Source organism: Scytonema sp. UIC 10036, assembly GCF_009725235.1.
Genome location: NZ_WJFC01000010.1, coordinates 95,763 through 116,582, shown reverse-complemented (window position 1 = coordinate 116,582; position 20,820 = coordinate 95,763). Strand labels below are relative to the sequence as shown.

Annotated in this window: 19 protein-coding genes, 2 tRNA genes and 3 pseudogenes; 8 read left to right on the top strand and 16 right to left on the bottom strand. The window is 40.8% G+C overall.

Features of this window, described 5'->3' with window-relative positions; translation table 11 throughout:
* Positions 1-261: 261 nt before the first annotated feature.
* The 3 genes from F7734_RS07195 to F7734_RS07185 all read right to left on the bottom strand — a co-directional run bounded on the left by F7734_RS07195 (position 262) and on the right by F7734_RS07185 (position 2,552).
* Complete coding sequence (locus tag F7734_RS07195; protein WP_155744025.1) at positions 262-816, bottom strand: protoglobin domain-containing protein; 555 nt, start codon at positions 814-816, stop codon at positions 262-264.
* A gap of 199 nt (positions 817-1,015) precedes the next feature.
* On the bottom strand, positions 1,016-1,600 hold the full coding sequence (locus F7734_RS07190; protein WP_155744024.1) for a roadblock/LC7 domain-containing protein: 585 nt from the start codon (positions 1,598-1,600) through the stop codon (positions 1,016-1,018).
* Positions 1,601-1,673: 73 nt separating this feature from the next.
* Positions 1,674-2,552: a DUF4388 domain-containing protein gene (locus tag F7734_RS07185; RefSeq protein WP_155744023.1), complete on the bottom strand. Its 879-nt coding sequence runs from the start codon at positions 2,550-2,552 to the stop codon at positions 1,674-1,676.
* A 649-nt stretch (positions 2,553-3,201) separates the two neighbouring features.
* On the opposite strand from F7734_RS07185, the gene F7734_RS07180 reads away from it, so the two are divergent.
* The 4 genes from F7734_RS07180 to F7734_RS07165 all read left to right on the top strand — a co-directional run bounded on the left by F7734_RS07180 (position 3,202) and on the right by F7734_RS07165 (position 6,472).
* A complete protein-coding gene (locus F7734_RS07180) occupies positions 3,202-4,038 on the top strand; it encodes a DUF6816 family protein (protein ID WP_243146737.1) in 837 nt (278 codons plus the stop codon).
* A 152-nt stretch (positions 4,039-4,190) separates the two neighbouring features.
* On the top strand, positions 4,191-6,011 hold the full coding sequence (locus F7734_RS07175; protein ID WP_155744022.1) for an ABC transporter ATP-binding protein: 1,821 nt from the start codon (positions 4,191-4,193) through the stop codon (positions 6,009-6,011).
* A 231-nt stretch (positions 6,012-6,242) separates the two neighbouring features.
* Positions 6,243-6,325: transfer RNA gene (locus tag F7734_RS07170), tRNA-Tyr, on the top strand.
* Between the two features lie 75 nt (positions 6,326-6,400).
* Positions 6,401-6,472: transfer RNA gene (locus F7734_RS07165), tRNA-Thr, on the top strand.
* Between the two features lie 281 nt (positions 6,473-6,753).
* On the opposite strand, the gene F7734_RS07160 is transcribed toward F7734_RS07165, so the two are convergent.
* A complete protein-coding gene (locus F7734_RS07160) occupies positions 6,754-7,665 on the bottom strand; it encodes an alpha/beta hydrolase (protein WP_166481777.1) in 912 nt (303 codons plus the stop codon).
* Between the two features lie 249 nt (positions 7,666-7,914).
* Between F7734_RS07160 and F7734_RS07155 the strand changes: the two genes are divergently transcribed.
* Complete coding sequence (locus F7734_RS07155; protein ID WP_155744020.1) at positions 7,915-8,865, top strand: AraC family transcriptional regulator; 951 nt, start codon at positions 7,915-7,917, stop codon at positions 8,863-8,865.
* Positions 8,866-9,123: 258 nt separating this feature from the next.
* Entirely contained in the window at positions 9,124-9,780 is a 657-nt protein-coding gene (locus F7734_RS07150; protein ID WP_155744019.1) for an isochorismatase family protein, read from the top strand.
* A gap of 63 nt (positions 9,781-9,843) precedes the next feature.
* Here the strand turns inward: F7734_RS07150 and F7734_RS07145 are convergent, their stop codons facing one another.
* From F7734_RS07145 to F7734_RS07100, 11 genes and pseudogenes are all read right to left on the bottom strand, one after another.
* Complete coding sequence (locus F7734_RS07145; protein WP_155744018.1) at positions 9,844-9,999, bottom strand: hypothetical protein; 156 nt, start codon at positions 9,997-9,999, stop codon at positions 9,844-9,846.
* A gap of 158 nt (positions 10,000-10,157) precedes the next feature.
* Positions 10,158-10,676, bottom strand: a complete 519-nt coding sequence (locus F7734_RS65980) for a peptidoglycan-binding protein (RefSeq protein ID WP_166481776.1) — start codon at positions 10,674-10,676, stop codon at positions 10,158-10,160.
* Positions 10,677-10,976: 300 nt separating this feature from the next.
* Positions 10,977-11,213 (bottom strand): annotated as a pseudogene (locus tag F7734_RS07135) (proton extrusion protein PcxA); the annotation flags it as partial.
* A gap of 117 nt (positions 11,214-11,330) precedes the next feature.
* A pseudogene (locus F7734_RS07130) lies at positions 11,331-11,525 on the bottom strand (carbonic anhydrase); the annotation flags it as partial.
* Positions 11,525-12,244 (bottom strand): annotated as a pseudogene (locus F7734_RS07125) (sodium-dependent bicarbonate transport family permease); the annotation flags it as partial. The pseudogenes F7734_RS07130 and F7734_RS07125, both read right to left, overlap by 1 nt.
* Before the next feature lie 84 nt (positions 12,245-12,328).
* On the bottom strand, positions 12,329-12,703 hold the full coding sequence (locus tag F7734_RS07120) for a hypothetical protein (protein WP_155744017.1): 375 nt from the start codon (positions 12,701-12,703) through the stop codon (positions 12,329-12,331).
* Between the two features lie 284 nt (positions 12,704-12,987).
* Positions 12,988-13,989 (bottom strand): RpoD/SigA family RNA polymerase sigma factor, encoded by a 1,002-nt coding sequence (locus F7734_RS07115; protein WP_155744016.1) that lies wholly within the window; start codon positions 13,987-13,989, stop codon positions 12,988-12,990.
* Positions 13,990-14,077: 88 nt separating this feature from the next.
* Entirely contained in the window at positions 14,078-15,331 is a 1,254-nt protein-coding gene (locus tag F7734_RS07110; protein WP_155744015.1) for an HhoA/HhoB/HtrA family serine endopeptidase, read from the bottom strand.
* 51 nt (positions 15,332-15,382) lie between these two features.
* Positions 15,383-15,913, bottom strand: coding sequence for a hypothetical protein (locus tag F7734_RS61750; protein ID WP_207714038.1), 531 nt, complete (start codon positions 15,911-15,913; stop codon positions 15,383-15,385).
* Complete coding sequence (locus tag F7734_RS61745) at positions 15,882-16,679, bottom strand: hypothetical protein (protein ID WP_207714037.1); 798 nt, start codon at positions 16,677-16,679, stop codon at positions 15,882-15,884. Before F7734_RS61745 ends, F7734_RS61750 begins: the two co-directional genes overlap by 32 nt.
* Before the next feature lie 64 nt (positions 16,680-16,743).
* Positions 16,744-17,115, bottom strand: coding sequence for a hypothetical protein (locus F7734_RS07100; RefSeq protein ID WP_155744014.1), 372 nt, complete (start codon positions 17,113-17,115; stop codon positions 16,744-16,746).
* A gap of 428 nt (positions 17,116-17,543) precedes the next feature.
* Between F7734_RS07100 and F7734_RS65975 the strand changes: the two genes are divergently transcribed.
* Positions 17,544-19,022 (top strand): IS200/IS605 family accessory protein TnpB-related protein, encoded by a 1,479-nt coding sequence (locus F7734_RS65975; RefSeq protein ID WP_166481775.1) that lies wholly within the window; start codon positions 17,544-17,546, stop codon positions 19,020-19,022.
* Between the two features lie 129 nt (positions 19,023-19,151).
* Here the strand turns inward: F7734_RS65975 and F7734_RS07090 are convergent, their stop codons facing one another.
* On the bottom strand, positions 19,152-19,985 hold the full coding sequence (locus F7734_RS07090) for a hypothetical protein (protein ID WP_243146736.1): 834 nt from the start codon (positions 19,983-19,985) through the stop codon (positions 19,152-19,154).
* Between the two features lie 209 nt (positions 19,986-20,194).
* On the opposite strand from F7734_RS07090, the gene F7734_RS07085 reads away from it, so the two are divergent.
* On the top strand, positions 20,195-20,506 hold the full coding sequence (locus F7734_RS07085; protein ID WP_155744012.1) for a hypothetical protein: 312 nt from the start codon (positions 20,195-20,197) through the stop codon (positions 20,504-20,506).
* Positions 20,507-20,820: the final 314 nt, after the last annotated feature.

Here is a 20,820-nt window from a genome sequence, read left to right as displayed (position 1 = left end):
GAGATAAAAATTGCATGACAGATTTCACACCCTGAAATAGCTTTATTGCTATCTTTGGGATCTTACAACAGTAGTTAGTAACTTTTCAAACTTAAAGACTAGCTTTTTTAAATTCTCTTAATAACTACGTTGTGAAATTTTTCTGCATAATCCGCTCATAAGTGTTTCTAGGTTACCAGAAGCTACATTGGCAAATGCACCCTGTTGGGGCTTTTCGCTTTCGTAATCTTGCTTACCCTGCCATAGCTCCGCGAAACAGTTTTACATAGAACGTGCGCCAGTCGCAATTAAGCGCCTAAATAAACCTTCTGTCCAACCAGTTTCTTGCAGAACAGCTGCTGAAGAAACTTCCACATAAGCTTGTTCAATAAAAGCCAAGTCAATCATACAGATACGACTGAGAGCATCTTTAAGAGCTTCGCTTTGACCTTCCACTTGTAGCTGCTTGCCTACTTCGTGTATCACTGTTGCCATTGCCGGCACAACATGCTGAGGTCCAATTCCGATGCGAACGTGAACTAGACCAATTTTCCAGCGTCGGTCTGCATAGGCAGGTCCCCAATCATCGATACCCGTAAACATCTCTTGAAACCATTGTATAAAAGTTTCATGAAGGCGATGAATGCGCTCCTCTCCAGTGTGTAAAATCGCATTCATTTCTTCATCGCGTCCGAGGTATGCGTAAAAGTGATCGGTCATTTCTGGGGCAACTTTGACTCCCCATTCTGCGTTTGCTTTGAGCAAAGCTTTATCTTCATCTGTAAAACCAGCACGCTTTTCTAGCGTCAACATAAACCCATGTGGATTGAGAGTCATTATGAGTTCTCCTAAGTATCAACAAAAACACAATTTTCAACTCTTGTGGTCAAGCAGCCACTAAAAATTAGCAAAATTTTTACATTGTACGGATTTTTGTTACATTCCTTTACACTTAGGGAATAGGGGTTAGGGGTTAGGGGTTAGGAAAGAGGGATGTTCACGATCGAGGTGAAATTTTTTCATCGGATTGCCTGCTTTACTTCAATAAAGGAGCTATTTTGGCAATAGCTTGTTTAATTTCCAGAAACAGGATGCCTTGCTTAGCAGAAGGACTAGCAAGAACTAACAAAATAACCTCTTGAGAGCAGTTCACCAAGACCCCGTAACCTCTCTCTCCTTCCACGACAACGCGATCGATAGCACCACGGGCAAGTTCGCGTCCAATATGTTCCCCCAATGAAAGCATGGATGCTGACATAGCAGCAGTAAGCTCTTCATCCATACCTGGTGATAACACAGAAGCTAACGCCATGCCATCAGGGGTAATGATAATTACACCTTCAACTTCAGCGCTACCAGAGACAAACTTGTGTAACTCATCTTGAAGCATTGAAATTGCGGTCGCGTTTTTTTCCTCAAATATTTCTGATTGAGGGGCTCGAGCATCTTCCGTAAAGGATTGTAAATCTGAGACAGTAGCTGCACTGAGTTCTGTATTTTCCACAGTAGTGGTTGAGGGCAACTCTTCCGTGGTTTGCAATTCGTCTGTTACTTTTGCAGGCTTGGCTGATATTCTTTCAAGTGCTACTAACAGTAGATTGAGAATTTTGCCCAAAGGCATGAGTATAATTCGTAATTCGTAATTCGTAATTCGTAATTCAAGTTATAATTATTACAAATTCCGAGTGGTTTGATCAAGCCTTACTCTTTAAGAAACCAACTAGATTTTGCAAAAACGAAGTAGTGAATTTGAGCGTTTCCGATTCCTTCGATTTTTGGCGTTTTAATTCAGCATCGTCAATTAAGTCCCAATTCAGAGAGTCATCATTTAAATCTGATGTTGATGTCATTTTGGGAACTTCTTCCACCAAGCCCGCAAGCATCAACCGGAAAGTAGCTTGTTGGACTAAAGCAAGAGGTTGATTGATCTGCGTTGCGATCGCATCCAAAGAAACAATACCGTTAGCAAATTCCCACACTTGCCACTCACAAGCGTGCAAGCGAATATGGGGTTTAGCGTGAGAAATACTTTTGACAGCCGAACTGGGATTTGGGAGGATATCTACTAGTGCTTTCCAGTTTTTTAATGCTCTTAAAGCCATAAGAGCCACTTCCGTTGCTCTCAGGCTTAAGCCAGTCATTTCTTCTAAAGGCAAAGCAGCTTTGCTATCAAGTTTAAATACACCTTGTTGAATTTCAAAAAGTTCGCGAACTTGTTGTAATTGATTTGCGAAGAGCAGGTTGAGTTGCTCGGTAGTCAACAGGCTTTCAGTTTTCAACAGTAACCCAAGAGGTATAGCTGTAGGAGTATCAGTACAAACTTTTTCTATAACTTTCAAATTTGCCCAACCTCGCTTGACCATTTTAGAAATTAACTCCTGACCGTGCAGGTGATGGGCAGCAGCTACTACTTTACCTTGTCTAAACCAGATGTAGAAATACTGAGATTTAGACTTAGGAGATTGTAAATCTGGTAAGGTACAAACTGTTAAACAACCAGATTTCCGTCCTTGGTCAATCAGTTGGAACAATTCAGCTAAGGAAAAATCCGTAAAAGAACTAGATAGACTCATTAGTGCAAGTACTCTTTCGATGATTAATTTATATAAACTTGCACCCCGATCGATACTTCGGCTTGTTAAACATCCTGATTAGAAGGATAGATACCCATCTTTAACTTTAAAAAGAGTAATATTACTGATAGAAAATTTTCAGCTGCATATAAATTAGTGATTTTACTTAAACTTATAAAAAAAGAAGTATATTTTATATCTAAAAACTTCCTGCGGGTCGCAGTAGTCACTGCCCACCGTCCTTTATTGGTAAGCACTGTCTGTCCCCGTGCTATCGATTTATGTGTACACCATAGAAAGAGAGCTATGCGTCAATCCCATGACTAAGAAACAGATGTTTGTATTTAGTTTTTTTATGCTTTGGTTAAATTTCATGATAAAAAAGTAACCTAAGTATTTATTAAATGAGTTATCACTCAAATAAAATTAAAATAATTTAACACATAGTAGTCACAATTGTAAAAAACAAAATCCCCGACAACTCCTGCGGATACAGCTAGTCAATGGAGAGACAGACCCCCTCATTGGTACTCTCTCAATCCGGTGGTTATACCTGGGAACGAGGTGGGGGGTCAGATCCTTCATTCTCGACTCTGTATTCTCTAAGAAATTGGGGATTTAAGTCTTTACAATACTCAAAAATACTTTTATGAGAATCATTTGGGCTTGTTGCTTAGTTCTGTTATGTCTTTTCTGGGGTGGAGAAGCAGAAGCTGGAGAATTGTCTCAAAGATTGGCAAATTTCGAGGGTTGGGAAAAACTAACATCAGTACAACCAGCTGTAGGTGATTTAGTTTACCCAGAATGGATGGAGGGTGATTGGGAGGTGAAAAGCACGCTTTCCGATTTGGCTGCACCTTTAGCACCAGACATCGTTACACCCGGATTTGAAAGCAATCGTCAGTACCTCAATAAACCCATAAGTTTCAAAGTGCGATTTGTCAAGTCAAAAGTGCCTGTAACAGCGCTCAAAGCCCTTCCCGTAATCAATAGCAAGTCAGTAGCAGTCATAGCGGATAGAGCTTTCAACGGTTTAAATTTGGCACGGGCTTATCTGAATGATGCCGTGTTATCTGTCAAAGTAGATCCAAAGACTCCCAATCGTCAAATCACCTTTTTACGTGGCGAACGCCAGCTTGTTTCCATAATCAGTGGACGCGCCACAGAAACAACAAGTGATGGTAAATTCATTGGAACGGAAGTATTTCAACAAATATTTAAAGGTGGTGGGCGTCCTTATTTCAACATTGTTGAATCCACCACTGCATATCAGAAATTAGATGGACACAACCCTGTGAGTCCTGCGATAGAAGCAGATCAAGTCACTGCTGTTTACCTGTCACCGCAAGATCCAAATTACTTCCGTGCTGGTTCTCGACCGGTTGCACTTTATCGCTATCGTCTGGAATTTTTTGATGACTGGGGACTGGGGACAAGGGGGACAAGGGAGACAAGGGAGACAAGGGAGACAAGGGGGACAAGGTAGAATAACTCATCCAAAATCCAAAATCCAAAATCCAAAATCCAAAATTTCCTACTCCCTAAGAAAGATTTACATAGCTAACCATTGACTCTTATGTAGTATGTATGTAGTATTAAACTTCGGTTACGGGTTCGCGCTCTAAGAGTAGGTGCATAATGGCTAATTTTAGAGATCTTCTCAACTACTTTCGTCCCTACTGGGGAGTTGGCGCTTTTAGTATCGCCGCCACCAGTATGTATGAGGTCATCGATCTGGTGGTACCTTACGCTATAGGGCAGATTTTAAACGTTTTGTCCAACCAACCACTAGATAAAACACTTCAAGACGCGATCGCCAATCTATCAAACCTGATCGATTACCCAGTAAGCAAACCTTTAGAGTTAGGAGCATTACTGGGTTTAATTTTTCTCGCCACAGTGGTGAGAGCACCAACGCAGCCTTGGTTGAGCAATTGGTTTCACTGGGACATTGCTTTAAGGGCGCGTCAAGCTCAGAGCCAAACAGCCATAGAAAAGATTCTTACCTTACCTTTAGAATTTTATGACGAAAACAACCCCGGACGTATTGCCGGACGAGTAGCAAGAGGAATTGCCAACCACACTTGGACTTACCCTGAAATTTCCGGACAGTTACTTCCCAAGCTGTTTAGGGTGTTGGCTATCTTTGTGTTTATCTGGTTTGTTGAGTGGCGAATCGCACTTCTGTATCTGATTTCTTTTATCTTTATCTTAGGGTTCAGCCTGAAGGAAATACAGAGGTTGATTTGGCACGATAACCTCTTAGATAAGTACATGGAAGATACAGAAAGCCGTACTTCAGAGATTATCAGCAATATCAAAACAGTTAAAGCTTTTGCAACTGAAGCACAGGAGTTAAAGCGGCAAAATGTACGGTTATCACGCGAATTAAAACTCGTTGAATACCGCATTCACAAGGGTTATGTCAGACTGCAAACTTGGCAAAGAAGTGTCATTCAATTTTGTGTATTTACACTCTTGGGTTTGACTTTAGCCGCGACAATTAATGGGAGAATTAGTCTCGGTCACTTTGTCATGACACTCACGCTGTCTAGCATGGCATACGCTGAGTTGGAACCTATCTGCACCCTAGCGGAGATTTTTGCTCGCCGCTATACGTCGATGATACGGTTTCATGATTTTCTGAAAGAACCTTCTGGAGTTGATTCAGAGGGTTTGTTAGAAGAGCAAAATGTTGCAGACAATCCCTATAGATTTACCGGGAAACTGGAGTTTTGCCATGTCAACTTTGCTTACAATCGCGATCGCCCAGTTTTACAAGACATCAATCTCTTGATTGAGCCATATCAAACAGTCGCATTGGTAGGGCGTTCTGGTTCTGGTAAATCGACATTAGTGAAATTGTTACTGCGGTATTTTGAACCTCAAGAAGGTAAGATTCTCATTGACGGTGAAGATATACGCACTCTGAATGTAGGTAACTATAGGCGGAGACTGGCGATCGTTCACCAAGAAGTAGATATTTTCAACGGAACCTTATTGGATAACCTAATTTATGGAAATCCCAATGCGAGTTTTGAGCAAGTTGAAGAAGCCTGCAAAATAGCCAGATTGGATGAAGTTGTACAGCAACTTCCCAAAGGATATTACACAGTTGTAGGCGAGAGAGGCGTGAGACTCTCAGGTGGACAGAGACAGCGTGTGGGGATTGCGAGAGCGTTGATAGTAGAACCAGACGTGCTGGTGTTTGACGAAGCCACCTCCAGCTTGGACTATGAGTCAGAGCGATCGATTCAGTTAGCGATGCGCTCAATTTTAGGAACCCGCACCACAATCATTATTGCCCACCGACTGAGTACAGTACGGGAAGCAGATAAGATTGTAGTTTTGGACAAAGGCAAAATTGTGGAAGTCGGAAACCACCACGAACTCCTGCATCGTCAAGGAATTTACCATCGCTTGCACTCCCTGCAAGAGACTGGGGAATTGGTTGGTTAATGGATAGTGGTTAGTGGTTAGTGGATAGTGGTTAGTGGTTAGTGGATAGTGGTTAGTAGTTAGTGGTTAGTAGTTTTCCTACTAACAACCAACAAACAACCACCAACCACCAACCACCAACCACCAACAATTAACCACTAACAACCAACAACTAACACCCAACAAAAATTTTTTCCAAACCCCCTTGCATTTCCAAAAGCTTGTGCTAACATTAGTAATCGTGGGTCACAAGGGTCGGTGTCCGAGTGGTTAATGGAGGCGGACTGTAAATCCGCTGGCTTACGCCTACGCTAGTTCGAATCTAGCCCGGCCCACCTTCGAGAGAGTTAAGAGGGATGAGCAATAAACAAAACTCCGATCTCCTAACTCTTAACCTCCAAGTAAAATTTGCCCGTGTAGCTCAGTGGTAGAGCACACCCTTGGTAAGGGTGAGGTCATGAGTTCAATCCCCATCACGGGCTTTGTGAAATCGTAGAAAAATCAATGGTTTCGCGCAAGTTGCATAAGTTGGCTTTACTCTACCAGTATCGCTTGAGACATATCTAGTTGCATAGAACTTGCATAACAGGATTGCTTATCAATTAACATCATTGTATAAACTACTTTTATAGAAAAGTACTCGTTTTTTGGCTCGTAGTGAGTACTGAATGAGAACTCGCGCTACATCAGCCTGTAACCCCTCTATTTTGAGTTTCAGGAATGACCGCGATAGAACTTTGTTTGGTCTAAAGACGAGGAGCTTTCATGCTCCCGTTAAATTTTTGACTTGACGCTTCACGGTAACATTGTCATCAAGTCGATCGCCTGTATTATTTACGTAATCCAAAGCGCCCAGATCGCCAAGTGTATAAGCCCGCAAAAACAGAGCACTCCAACGACCTATGGTTTCAATCGCTTTATCCTGTGACAAAGTCGGGGTATTTGGGTCTGGTCTAGCCCCAAGGGGATTGTTGTTATCGGTAATGCCATAATGATTGACACCATCAACGGTAATTAATGCTTTGGGAGGTTCTTGGATCAAATCGTAATCTGTTTGTGTTACTTGTGGACTTATTAACCCATCTTGGCTTCCTACTACTAAAGCTATTGGAATACCTTGATTTCTAATAGGTATAAACCGCCCCGCTCCTACAGATGTACTAGTACCAAAGAAAGCAGCTGCTTGTAGCTGTTTGGGACGTTGAAATTGACCCTCACAAAGTGGATAAATACACGAATTATCGATAGCAGCAAGACCGACTGCACCGCCAAAAGAGTGCCCTACTAATACCAATTTCTCTGTATCAATAGTGCCAACAATAGGTGAATCTTGATGGGAATTTTCTGCTACCATAAAAGCTAGGACATCGTTAATTTGTGATGCTTCTGGTAGCAATCCAGTAAATCCGAAAGCTGGTAAAGAACGAATACGTTCAGGAACAACTACTGTAAATCCATAACTAGCTACAATACCAGCAAAACGAGAATATTGCGATGTGTCAACGCGAGAGCCTGGTAAAAACAAAGCGATAGGAGATTTGTGCTGGTTGATATTTGAATTTGTCATGACAGGAAAGTAAATATCCGCAGAATCTCCATTGTTAGTCATAGTAGTTTTATAGCTATCGACTAATGGAAATAGAGGGTCTGGACTAAAACCAACTGCAAGTGTCATTTCTCCATGTACTAGAACCACTAATAACTTTGAGGGTAACATATAGGGCAAACGCATTAAAATTTGTCAAAAATGAACTTGACAAAAGAGGATGGATCGGACGTACAGAATGTATCGACTCAATAAATAGCGGTAGCCAAGCAAAGTTAAAATAATCTACGTCCCCGTTACAGGCTTTGTGAAGTGTAAAAAATAAATACTTTCAATCTATGGGATACTTAGAAAGTTGACTAACTGGGTATCATATTGATGCAGCACATAAATTTAGATACCCAACGGTTATATGGAGTAAAAGAAGCAATGTCAAAGGACAAACCTTTAGCTATTGACTCGACCGTTGAAAATTCACTTTCAAAAATTCTTCCTCATCAAGCCATCCTCTCTAGCTACGGAAAAGGGTGGAATGAGATTAATATTGAGCATCATTCCCAACCAACTCACGAAACTCCCGAACACTTTCACAAGCAGCACATTTTGGTAGTTATAACTAAGTGCGACAAACTGAAAGTAGAGCGGAAGCTAGATGGCAAATTTCATTGTTCCTATATGAACTGTGGTGAAGCTTTTCTGCTTCCGGCTCAAGTTCATCATAGGGTGTGGATACATGGAGAAGCTGAGTATGCTCTTGTCGCCCTCAAACCTGCATTGATGACTCGCATTGCTGAAGAATCGACTAGTAAAGACAGCATTGAACTTGTGCCTCTACATCAAATATCCGACCCTCTAATTCACAGTCTTGGGCTGGCGTTACTGTTAGAACTTGCTTCTCATGAAATACGAAATCGCCTTTACGTTGAATCAGCAGCCAACTTGCTAGCAGTTCATCTACTACAACGGTATTCAACTCAAAAACCAACAACTTGGAAACACAACAACGGGCTTCCCAAAACTAAATTACAACAAATTATTGAATATATTAACGAACACTTGACAGACGATATCTCATTGCAGGCAATGGCAAGCCAAATTGGGATGAGTAAGTATCACTTCTCCCGCTTATTCAAGCAATCTACCGGGCTTACACCCTGGCAGTATGTCTCTCAACGTCGCCTTGAAATAGCAAAGCAATTACTTGCAAAGCAGGAGTTATCGATCGCCGAGATTAGCAATCGCTTGGGGTTTACCAATCAACAACAACTAACAACATTTTTCCGCAAACGTATGGGCATGGCACCCTTTGTCTACCGACAATTACTCTAAGTTATGTTTTGGGGATGGTAATAAATCTATCCCTAGGGGGATTTTATTGGTAAATGCGCCAGATAGCAAGATAGGAGAAATTTTAGCAAGATTTGAGAAAGACAAAGTAAGCCGCGATCGCTACTATTTGTGGGAGTAGTCAATAACTTTCACCTAACAGTCAAACTGACTGGCACAACGCGACTTGCCCAGTCGTAAAAGCTAAGTCAGCAATAGTTGGACTATAGAAAAGAAAATTACATTAACGGGAGACGTGGCATGACTTATGAGATGTTGGATAGCAATAATGCCTGTGCTTTGCTCATCGACCACCAAGCAGGGCTAATGCTTTTTACAGGAGACATTGACCCTATTCATCTACGCAATAACTCGATCGCTCTTGCTAAGGTACTCAAGCTACACAATATTCCCGTTGTTCTTACAGCAGCAGCAATGGGTCCGGCTGGTCCTTTAGGTCCAATTATCCCAGAAATTCAAGAACTCTTCCCAGATGTACAACCCATTTACCGCACTAAGATTAATTCCTGGCATGATGAACGGATTCGGGGAGCGATCGAAGCCACAGGTCGCAAAAAGGTGATTGCGGCTGGTATTACTGCAGATTTTTGTATTGGCATCCCAGCCAAATCAATGGCGAGTGAGGGTTATGACGTGCGTTTGGTGATTGATGCATCAGGTAACTATTCTAACATCGTTTTGCACTCCTCGATCGCCAACCTAACACAGCACGGTGTGAAAGTAACAAACTGGCTGAGTGTTGCTTGTGAATTACAACAAGACTGGGCCATTGAACACACAGCGAAGGGATTGCTAGCAATTTATCAACAACACCTACCTCAATGGGGTATGTTAGAAGTTACTCAATCTACTTGGAAATCTATACAAAATCAACAACATAGTGCTGCCAACCGATAAAGGTTCACCTTACTCACAAAATGCCAAAATGTAGAGATGCGTCATGGCGCGTCTTTACAGAATTTATACGTATCGCGGTCTGGTAATCTTAGCAAGTAAATTTGTCTGCACTGATGCACTTCTAGCGATCGCACCTAAATCGACATCAGGCTTGTTGCGACGTGCTAGAGTTGCTGGTAGTGGGAGAGGATTTTTCCGGATGGGATTGTTTGTAGTCATATATTTTTTCAGGATCTGTAAATTCCAAATTCTTGTGTTCAACTAGCAAACATTACTACAGAGAAATTTTAGAGCGCTACGTAAAATTCTGTTTGTAATATAAGACTCTTTTAAGATAAAGATAATCAGCAAGATTTATCACTTCGAGCCTATCATATTTACAGATAAAGGTTGCTAATAATACCTGCTAAATGCATCATCTGTTTCCACGTGTTAGCACCAATCGTTCCATCTACCAATAATTCTTTTTCTTCTTGGAATGCTTTTACGGCTTGTTCGGTTTTTACACCAAATTTGCCATCAGTAGCCCCGAAGTAATAACCGTTAAAACCCATGTAATCTTGAACGATGGGACTAAATTTAAGAACATTTTGAACCATAGCAACATCCTTACTATAGCTACCGTAACGCAATAGTGGTAAGTTTAGGCGTTCACCCAGGTCAAGAGCCTGCCACGTTTTTAAACCGACAATACCATCATCGTCTAGAAAAACGCGAAACTGGAAAACTTTGACAGCAACTTCAGTCGTTTTGCAAAAGATACCGTTAACATCTAAGTAATCGATACAATCAAGAATAGGAACTCTTTTCTTCAGAAGTTCTTGTAACTCTTCCACTGCTAAACCAGTAGAACCTCGTTTTAAGATAGGTCGGTTAATATAATTTAGGGTTTGCACTGTAAAGCCTCCTTGAAGAATGCTTAATTAATCACAACTTCAAGGAAATTGTAAAGAAATCCGCATTCTTACCAGTACCCCAAGGAGTAATTTTTGAGTTGTAGAAATTTTTTATACTTTTCTAAATGTGACATACTTAGGGTCCCAGAAGTTTTTTGATTCAGGCGGCAATTCCTCATCTTCACTCTCTGCGCTCTCAGCGCCTCTGCAGTTCAAAAGTATGCTTTTTAACCGCCCAGCCGCAGAGTACGCAGAGGTAAGAGAAGAGAGAGTTATTAGGTTTTAGCCGCAATTGCTTCTTTACTCATTCATATTTTTGAGTGTTGCCACTGCTGAAGGTGATATCTGATTCAGATAGCGGAAAACCCAATACTTGAAGATAGTATCCAGAATTACAGGAAATGTTGCAATGAAAAGGAAAATAATATTTCTATCTGCAGGAATACCTAAATGACTTGCCATGCTTTCTAGAATGACTTCCCATCCATGTGGTGAATGGAATCCCACAAAAATATCTGTAAATAAAATAATGATGAAAGTAGGTAGATTAAATTTTATTTAAGTTTCAAATAGAAGATAAAATTCTAACAAGGTTTGGATTAAGCTTTACTCTATTTGTCTACCTACTCAAAAAAATATAAATTCTCTGGAAGATTACCTAGCTTGCAAACAAGCCAAAGGATCGGGAACGGGAAATGGATCGGAACTCAGAGGAACAAACTTACGATTATCAGCATCGTAAGCAACTATTTGTCCTGTTTCTATTTCATAAACCCAAGCATGAAGAGATAACTGACCTGCGTGTAATTTAGAACGAATCACGGGATAAGTTTCTAAATTTTCAATCTGACGGAAAATCCTATCAAGAAAGAGCCTGTTTTGCTCAATTCTTTAATTCTTCTAGCAGCAACTAATCCCATGTCAAGTAAAAAGAATGTCAGCGCACCATAGAAAATTCCTTGAGTGAACGGTTGTAGCTTTTCCCAACCTTTGTCCCCCGTGAGCAATCCCACTATCAAACTACCAACGAGTAGAAAAACAGATCCATTTAAAAAAGCCTCGTGCAGAACTTTACCCCAAGAGAATTCTTCTTCACCTTGTGTTTTATGGGCAAAGGCTCTCACGAGAATTAAGCCAACAATAATCGCCGGGGATTCCATAAGGGCTAATGCTGCAACCATATGCCCTCCGTAAGAAATGTGCAATTTTTCAAGAAACGAGCTAGCAGTAATAAAAGTGACTGCACTGATAGAACCATAAGTGGCTGCGATCGCAGCTGCATTATAGTAGTCAAGCTTGAGTCTCAGGATAAAGAAGGTATATACTGGGACGATTGAAGCCATGACAATAGAGGCTATGAGAGTGAGTGATATTTGCAAGTTAATTCCACTGTCTGCAAGTTCATGTCCCCCTTTAAACCCAATCGCCAAAAGTAAATAAAGAGAAAATAATTTGGGTAAGGGTTGAGGGATTTCTAAGTCAGATTTCAACAAAACCGCCAACATTCCCATAAAGAAGAATAAAACTGGCGGATTGAGAATGTTGAATAGGATTAAACTACCATCCATTGCTTTTTTTTCCTTTCTTAAAAGTTGTAAAACTTGATGAACTGATATACAAGGCAATACGATTAGCCGCAGAACGTTAAACTACTAGTACACTAAGTTTCCAGTACCACGTAGCTGACGTAGAGAATTTATACAATACGGACAGTCACAACCAAATAATTGAATGGCAGAGTTGCTTTCCTCTTCAGTAAAGTCCAACATAGCTACATTCGAGTCTGATATTCCCACAGTAACGGTTGATGAATTGGTAGCAGATGCTTGCTGGCTCTGTGAAGCTTTAATGCAGACAAAAGAGGTGCTACCATGTGGATGACTGATACAAGTACGACCATCGTTAGTGTGGAGTAATCGCTGAGTTGTAGTAGCAGCATGGGCAGGATTAATGACTGCTAGCGTAGACATGAGTGATGTAAAAATTGTAGAACTAGAAAGCAAATTCAGTACAAGTTTTTTGTTCATATATTTCCTTGAAAAAAGTGTATGGTTCCTCCTAACAAAACCACGAAAAATCTTTAAGCTTTGCGGTTTTGTAGCTTCTTGTTCTTCAGCATCTTCAAAAATAGGAAGGAATTGTAAAGAACTTGGGAATATTTTGTGTGGATCGTTTTGAATTCTTTCGAGAATTATACATAGCAGTCCTAAATGATTTACAAACACCTCTTCCTTGTCCTCCTTGTCCTCCTTGTCTTCCTTGTCCTCCTTGTCTCCCTTGTTTGGATCTCAAATAAGATTGCTATAGCCTATTAACTAGCTAAATAGCCGCGCACCAGATCGCCTTGTAGTTGTAACCGCTTCAAAGCTTGTTTTTCTATCTGTCGTACTCGTTCTCGACTAATGCCCATTCGTCGGCAAATCTGCTCTAGAGAAAATTCATGCCCATCTGCTAAACCAAAACGTAAGGTTAATATTTCTCGTTGTTGGGGAGTCAGTTTTGATAATAACTTTTGCAAGTCTTGGCGAAGAGATTCTTGAGCCGCATAGTTTTCTGGGGAAGGTCCTTTATACTCTAGTAGCTCCTGGAATTCTGTATTTTGTTCCTCTCCAATTGGTAAATCTAGAGAAATTGGTTGACGTGCAGAGAGTAAATAGTCACGAATTTGGTTTGGTGGTAAATTCAATGCTAAGGCAATTTCAGTGAAGGTAGGAATGCGACCTAGTTTTTGAAATAACTCGCTCTGAACACGCTTGATTTTGTTGAGTTTCTCGGTTATGTGAATAGGCAATCGGACTGTGCGTCCTTTATCTGCGATCGCTCTTGTAATTCCCTGACGAATCCACCAGTAAATATACGTGGAAAGTTTATACCCACGGGTTGGATCGAATTTCTCAATTCCTCTTTCTAAACCCAAAGTTCCTTCTTGAACTAAGTCAAGAAAATCTAAATTGCGCCTTTGATACTTTTTAGCGATCGCTACCACAAATCTCAGATTAGCCTGAATGATTTTCTCCTTAGCTTGTTGTCCTTCACTAAGACATTCTAGCAGCCCTGACTCACTCACCCGAGCTGAAATAGCCCACTCTGAAAGTGTCGGTTCTCGTTTTAATTGAACAGTCAGTTCTTTTTTCACGGACTGCAAAGCTATCAAAAGCTGAACCTGCTTGCTTAAATTAATTTCTTGTTCGTAGGTGAGTAAAGGAATGCGTCCTATCTCTCGAAGAAAAGTGCCTACTATATCGGTTTTGTGAGAAAATGAATTTTGTGTGGCGTGGTGAGTAGAACTTGGTTGTGATGTTGAGATAGACATGCTTAAGTAAACCTTTATTGAAGAAATTTATGCTAAATTATCCAAACTTAATGTTTAGAGCATACACACCTAATTGCTATGACTCAATCTATCCTTCTTGCTGAGTATTGGGTAACGCACCTGGTTTGATACCAAGATTGAGAGTTTGACCGTTACGCCGAATTTCTAATTGTAGATTGCTACCAATAGATGTCTCTTCTACAGTTTGTTGCAGCTTGTCCGCTTTATTTATAGATTCATTATTTACCTTCACAATTACATCACCTGCACGAATTCCGCCTTTGGCTGCAGGAGATTCAGGAACAACTTTAACGACTAAAACACCTTGAGATTCGTCAACACTCAGAGGAGCATTAGGATTGTTGTTAATTTGTTGTTTTAACTCTGGTGTTAACGTAACCATTTGAACACCCAAATAAGCGTGTTCGACTTTACCTTTAGCGATTAATTGATTGGCAATATGTTTGGCAGTATTGATTGGGATTGCAAAGCCCAAACCTTGAGCATTTTGAATAATAGCCGTGTTTATACCGATGGCTTGTCCTTGGGAATTGAGCAAGGGTCCGCCTGAATTACCGGGATTAATTGCTGCATCAGTTTGAATAAAGTTAACTCGCTCGCTCGGAACTCCTACTTGAGAACTAGAGCGACCCGTAGCACTAATTATACCTTCCGTGACCGTATTATCCAAACCCAAAGGGTTGCCAATAGCTATAGCCCATTCTCCTGGTTTGAGTTGCTCGGAGTTCCCTAAAGGGATTGTAGGTAAGTTATTAGATTTAATTTTAACAACAGCAACATCCGTAACAGGATCGGCTCCCATCACCTGACCTTTAAAACTACGCCCATCCTTCAAGGTGACTGTGACTGTATCTGCGCCATTAACCACATGAGCGTTGGTTAAAACTTCACCATTAGAATTCAAGATGAAACCAGAACCAACTCCTTGAACAATTTCTTTGGATGGTGGAGAGGGGACTTCAGAACCAAAAAATTCCCGAAAGAAGGGATCGTTAAAAATATCAGATGTGGGATGCTTGACTGTGTGAGTTGAATCAATCCGTACTACCGCAGGACCAACGCGATCGACAACTTCTGTAATAAAGTTAGAAGATCGAGCGGTTGCTAAGTTATCTGGTGGATTTTGAGTCACTGCTAGTGCCGCTTGTGGTGCTTGCAGTGGGTGCATACCTGTAACTGTAATTGCTGTTCCGGCTACAACCAATGCTAAACCCAGGTAAGTCATCGGTTTTTTCCTGTTACGTCCATTCACATGGTTATTTGCGGTAGAGCCAATGTTCGATTTCAAGCGATCTTGAAAATTATGCTTTGAAGTTTTCATAAGCTAAAAATGTCTGGGTTTTACAGTTCTTCATCTTGTAAATTTGCGTCTCTAACAATAAGAAGCAATTGTAAAGAACTTGGAAAGATTGCTGAAAGTGGCAAAATTAGGGTTCGGGGACCCTGCCAACGTTTCTGCCTCTTTTATCGCGTCATCAACTTGTTGGATATGAAGTTGAAGACAAATACTGGTTACTTCTTCAGTTGGAGAATTTTTGGATGGTCGTCCTCGTCCGATATAACGAGTTTGTTGAATGATTTGTTCTGTAATTCTGGTCTGGAAAAAATCTTTGACACGATAGCGCTCAAGTATGTTTTCTACTTTATGCGCTAGTGCTTGTGGATCTGCTCCTGGTTTGGCTGCTAATTTATTGAGAGCCGTTTGAGCATTATTGATGCGTTGCTGTTGACCACGGATAGCAGATGCTGCAAGGCTAGCAGAATAAACTACCAAATAGCGTTCATGCCAACGTACCCACTTGTTAGTTTCTTCGTTGAACCAAAACTTACCTAACTCCACTTCAAAACCCTTGGACGCTGCAGGTTCTTCTTCATCGTGCCCTTGGTAAACGAATCTCCACATTTTCTGTAGGTGGATCTAGTACCCATTGCTGAAGATATTGAGGGTGTTGTCCACTCATGGGAACAGGGAAGCAGTAAATACCTCCATTTGCTGCAATTTGAGCGCGAGTTGCAATCGAACCTGCTTTGCAATCGGCAATAAAGACGAACTTTTTATGCCCAATCACTTTCACCATTTTTTCCCAAGTGGGAAAATATAATGGGTCATCGGCTCCATTCCCTTCAAGGGTAGCGCTAACCAATGGCATTCCCATTGGGTCGAGGGTTGCTAATAATTGACGATACTGTAACAAGTCTGGGCGAAAGTCTTTGGAATAGCCATAACGCAGTAGGTTTTCTTCAACTGAATCTCCTGGAGTATGATTCACACTAAAACTACTTGTATCCGCTCGTGCTACAACAGTTGGCAATTCGTAGGCACGAATTAGATGCCGTCCTAGCTTTATCTCAATTTCCACTCTTGCGTGTGACTGCTTCCCTAGCTCAACGACATCCCTTGCCAATCGGTCATCAGTAGTATCTTTTTCTCCTATTGACCACCCTGTAGTTAACTCTAAAATCCTTCGATGTGTTTGCACCCAAGGTTCCACGGCACTCAACCGATGGTCTGACTGGGTAATGATGTATGTTAATAACAATACACCCAATTGACCGTAACTCAGCCCTTTGTGATTGACCTGTGGTTCACTCAGTTTTTGGTCAATACATTTGGCTAGATCCATCTGTTTGAGCCACTCCACTATCACAGGAATATCGTCAATACGCAAGAGAAGTTATTTCCATTATTTTTTCTGCGCTAATCATGTTGGCAAATACGGATTGTTACGTATACTAGCTTGAGAGTGCCGCAATAAAATAATTGAGGGCTTTCAGTGCTGCTTTATAGCTAGGAGCTTGCTTACCTAATTTTAATTGTCGTAAAACTTGGTCACGTAAAGTTAAGAGTGTTGCTTCCTGCCGTGGCGTAGTCGCAAGTTCAACAACAGTAGCTTTGGCTTGATCTATCGGTTCTTTCTCCCGTGTATTACTTGGATTGACATTACCCTTAATTACCTTTTCCAAGTAATCCGCTCTACTCATACCCAAGCACTCAGCAGCAATCCCCAAAGCCTTCCAGGTTTCATCAGTTAATCTGACTGAGCGCACTTGACGATAGTCATCGTCATGAAGTGCAAACTTGCCTTGAATGTCCCGCTTCAACATGACTCTGATTCGGTGTATTACACCGTAAGTTTAACGTGAAATTGGTGAAGAATAGAATGTAACTTGTGTCTTACACTATAGGTATATTTACAACCAATCCTTACCGTGTATTACATGGAAGGAAGGAAATTAGGTGATTCCATGTAATACACGAATTGGGTTTTAGTAGATTCACAATCGTATTGAAACCTTACCCAGTCAGACATTAATTCCTCTCACCCTTCAAAAATGAGCGAACGTACAGTGATAAATCTTAAATGTAAAACAAAAGCATGACTGAGTTGAGGTAGTAAAATATTGGAGATGATCGTGGAATTGTAAATATCTATTATGTTTTCTTTGCTAATCGGTGTAAAATGAGATAGATTCATGAGAAAAAATCAAATTTATACAGTCAAAGCAGTATGAACACAGGAGGTGATAATAGCGTGGCACTCAGAAAACAGAAGGGACATTTCTTGATTAATGAAGCCATGGTCGGTGTAATTGAAACAAAACACCCTGGTTATGTAGAGGCAACACAAAAGCTATTTAATTCAGTTGTGATGTTTTATGTGAAGGTGATGGGAGTAGATGTAGAAAAATGCCTGAGTGTATCCGTATCAGATTTATACCAAGTCTATGAATCTCTAACTATTACAAATAAAAAACGGGCTGAGGTGCCACATCCGATACCTTTTAAAGATGTTCCCAAAGATTTCAGACGTGCTGCCATCAAAAAAGCGTTCGGCATTGTTAAATCTCATGATAGTAATTTAAAACGTTGGCAACAACGCATTGAGAGAGCAAATCAAGCTAAAACACTCAAGAAAAAAACTCGACTCAAAAAGAAAGCAGGAAAACCGCCAACATTACCGACATCAACTAACTTCCCGACACAGTTTTACTCTTCGATGTTTGGGCAAGATACAGGCGACTCTATAGTTGTAAAGCTGTGGACTGGATCAAGTTGGGTGAAAGAAAAATTCCTCTACAAGTGTCGAGAATTACCATCGGGGTATCAAAAAAGTACAATGTCACTGATGATATCAAATGGGAAACTTAACATATGTTGGGTGATTCAAAAACTCACTCCAAGTCAGGGGAAATTAGATGAGCAGATTCAAGCTTATGGCAAACTCCGAGTTCTCAGCATCGATTTAAATTTATCCGACCCAATCGTCGTTGCCAAGGTGCTAGAAGGGTACGAAGATACGGGCGTTGTTGAAGAAATAACCACTCTTCGCCTTCAAGGAAACAATCGCTTATCTCATCTTAGGAAGCGCTACCTAGGACTAATTGCCAAAGCTAAAAAGCTCACGAATACGCATACAGAGTTAGGGAATTCACCGCCAAAGCGAATGTGTGCGACTTTGTGGGAGCGAATCAAAAATCTTGAGAAAGATTTGATTGAAAAAATCTCAAATACTCTTGTAGAGTTCGCTCTAAAATATCAGTGTCAGTTAATCGTTTTTGAAAACTTAAAAAGTTTAAAAGCTCTCAAAGGTAAATACTCACATCGGAGTAATATCAAGCGTTCAAACTGGATAGCAAAGAAAATTCAAAAACGAACTGAACACAAAGCGCTGGCACGTTATTCGATTTATACAACACGCATTAACCCTGCTTACACTTCAATCACTGATGCGTTTCTGGGTGGGAAATGCCTACGTGGTTCTCAAGTCGGAAGTTTAAACTTATATTTGTGGAGCGAGAGAGGTTTAGGAAAGTTGGTCAAGACTCCAGAGGGGAAAATTTATGACTCTGGGGATAACGCCGCTAGAAACATCGCCTTAAAATATCTAGTCGGCAAGTTTAAAAAGCCTGTGGTACTAAAACACCCTGGTTTGGCATCGGGTTGTGTGGCGTGGTTGCCGTTGCCTGATGCCAAGGGAACTGTGCTGATTCCCAGTTGGTGTGCGCTGTAGTCTAGCTAATTGCTACTAGATACCCAATCAATATAGTAGCCGCCAGTTCGGTCGTCTATGCTTGGGTGTATCAGAAAGGCCAATTAAGATGAAATATTTGATAAGGTTTGTCAACTTTGTTAGGTATTTTTACAGCACTGGTGCAGAGGGATTTGCGTACTTGGTTGTGAGAAACATATTCTCAAGCTTGTCCGTCTCTTGAAGCAAAGGAGGAGCTAGATGACTGTACTCCGTAGCTGAAGAAGCTATCTCAAGACGGTTTATCAACCCATCGAACTTGTGTGTTTGAGCAATTCCTCCACGAACTAAAATCGCAGGACGTACTGTGTACCAAGTACGACGCATATGATTGGCAGTTTTATGCAACCAAGCTTTGTTCCCTGTCGGTGCCCAAATTTCTAACTCGTGAGCGTAGTAGTTGAGTTGTGTTACCTCAATGGGAACTTTTTGCTGAAAGTGTGTAGCGATCGCACCAGCAATCAGAGTTATTTGATTGGCATGATGCATTGCCGCTAAGTGATTTTTATCCGTAATAGTAGCTTTCAGGGACGCAATTTTGGTATTTAGCGTTGGGAGCAGTAATTTTTCACCGTTGATTTCGGTATTCAAACCCTGTGCTGCATCTTCTAACAAAAAGATATTATCTGTAGCGTTTTCCCAATCTTTTGCTTTAACAATAGTGTATATTATTTCACTGTATTTACTTACCTTCCTTAAAGAAACAGGCAGAGGGGAGTTGTTGGGTTCAAGTTTGGTTTTTCTGAATGAATATGGTTTTTCTGCAACCTCGTTGAGATAGGATGTGCTAGCTCTATTTTGAGCAGTTAAGAAACTACGATCGTGTTGGGGCATAATGGCAACAGGTTGTGGAGGCTTGCTTGCATCATTCGTTCTTAATAACTCACCTATGCCTAAACCAACCAACAATGAAGCTGTGAGAAGAGTTTTGATTGAAGTGCTCATGGTGATGACTGTTTGGGTAAAAGCCCCAAGATATACAAAATTTGTCAAGAACTTGGGAAGATTTTGAGTGGAGTGTCAAATAGCAACCAAAACGAGGGATATAAAAAATTTGGGATTTGCCATTCAATCTTTCCGATTTCTTCACTTTTACCTTCTACATTAAGCATATCAAGACAACAAACCCAGATGACGGAGAAGTTTTGAGAACCATGAAAAGTACAACTAGAAATGTTTTGGTTCTAGGTTTAATGAGTCTTTTGAGTCTTAACGTAATGTCACAAGGTGCTTTTGCTGCTCAAGCTCAAACCCCAACCTCAAAAAACGACAAAACAAGTACAGCAGTCAATGCTGTTCATAAAAATACACAACAGTCCCTAAAGAAAAAGACATCTCAACAAAACTCTAAAAAACCTGCAAGTCATATCCAATCTCGCAAGCCGACAAATCTCAAACAAACAACTACCAAAGGAGCATCAGATAATAATGTAGTAGCAAAACCAACCACTCCTATCAAGAAGTAAATTTAGTAATTATATCAATTTTTTCTAATGAAGTAAAAAATAGCTTGGTTTCATGACCTCGGTTGATTCTCCTCTTGCTAGAGAAGTTTCTCTATTATAGAGAACTTCTCGTCCCACATGTTATTTAGGTTGGGTTTCTTCTCTTGATTAAACCCAACTTTTTTTATTCAAATGAAAATAAAAAATCTTCATCTGTGGCATCTCTCCTTACCCCCCTTAATCCCCCTTATAAAGGGGGAAACTAGATTTCTTGTTCCCTCCCCAATCCATCGGGGAGGGCTAGGGTGGGGTAATTTCGACTTGTGTGTACACCG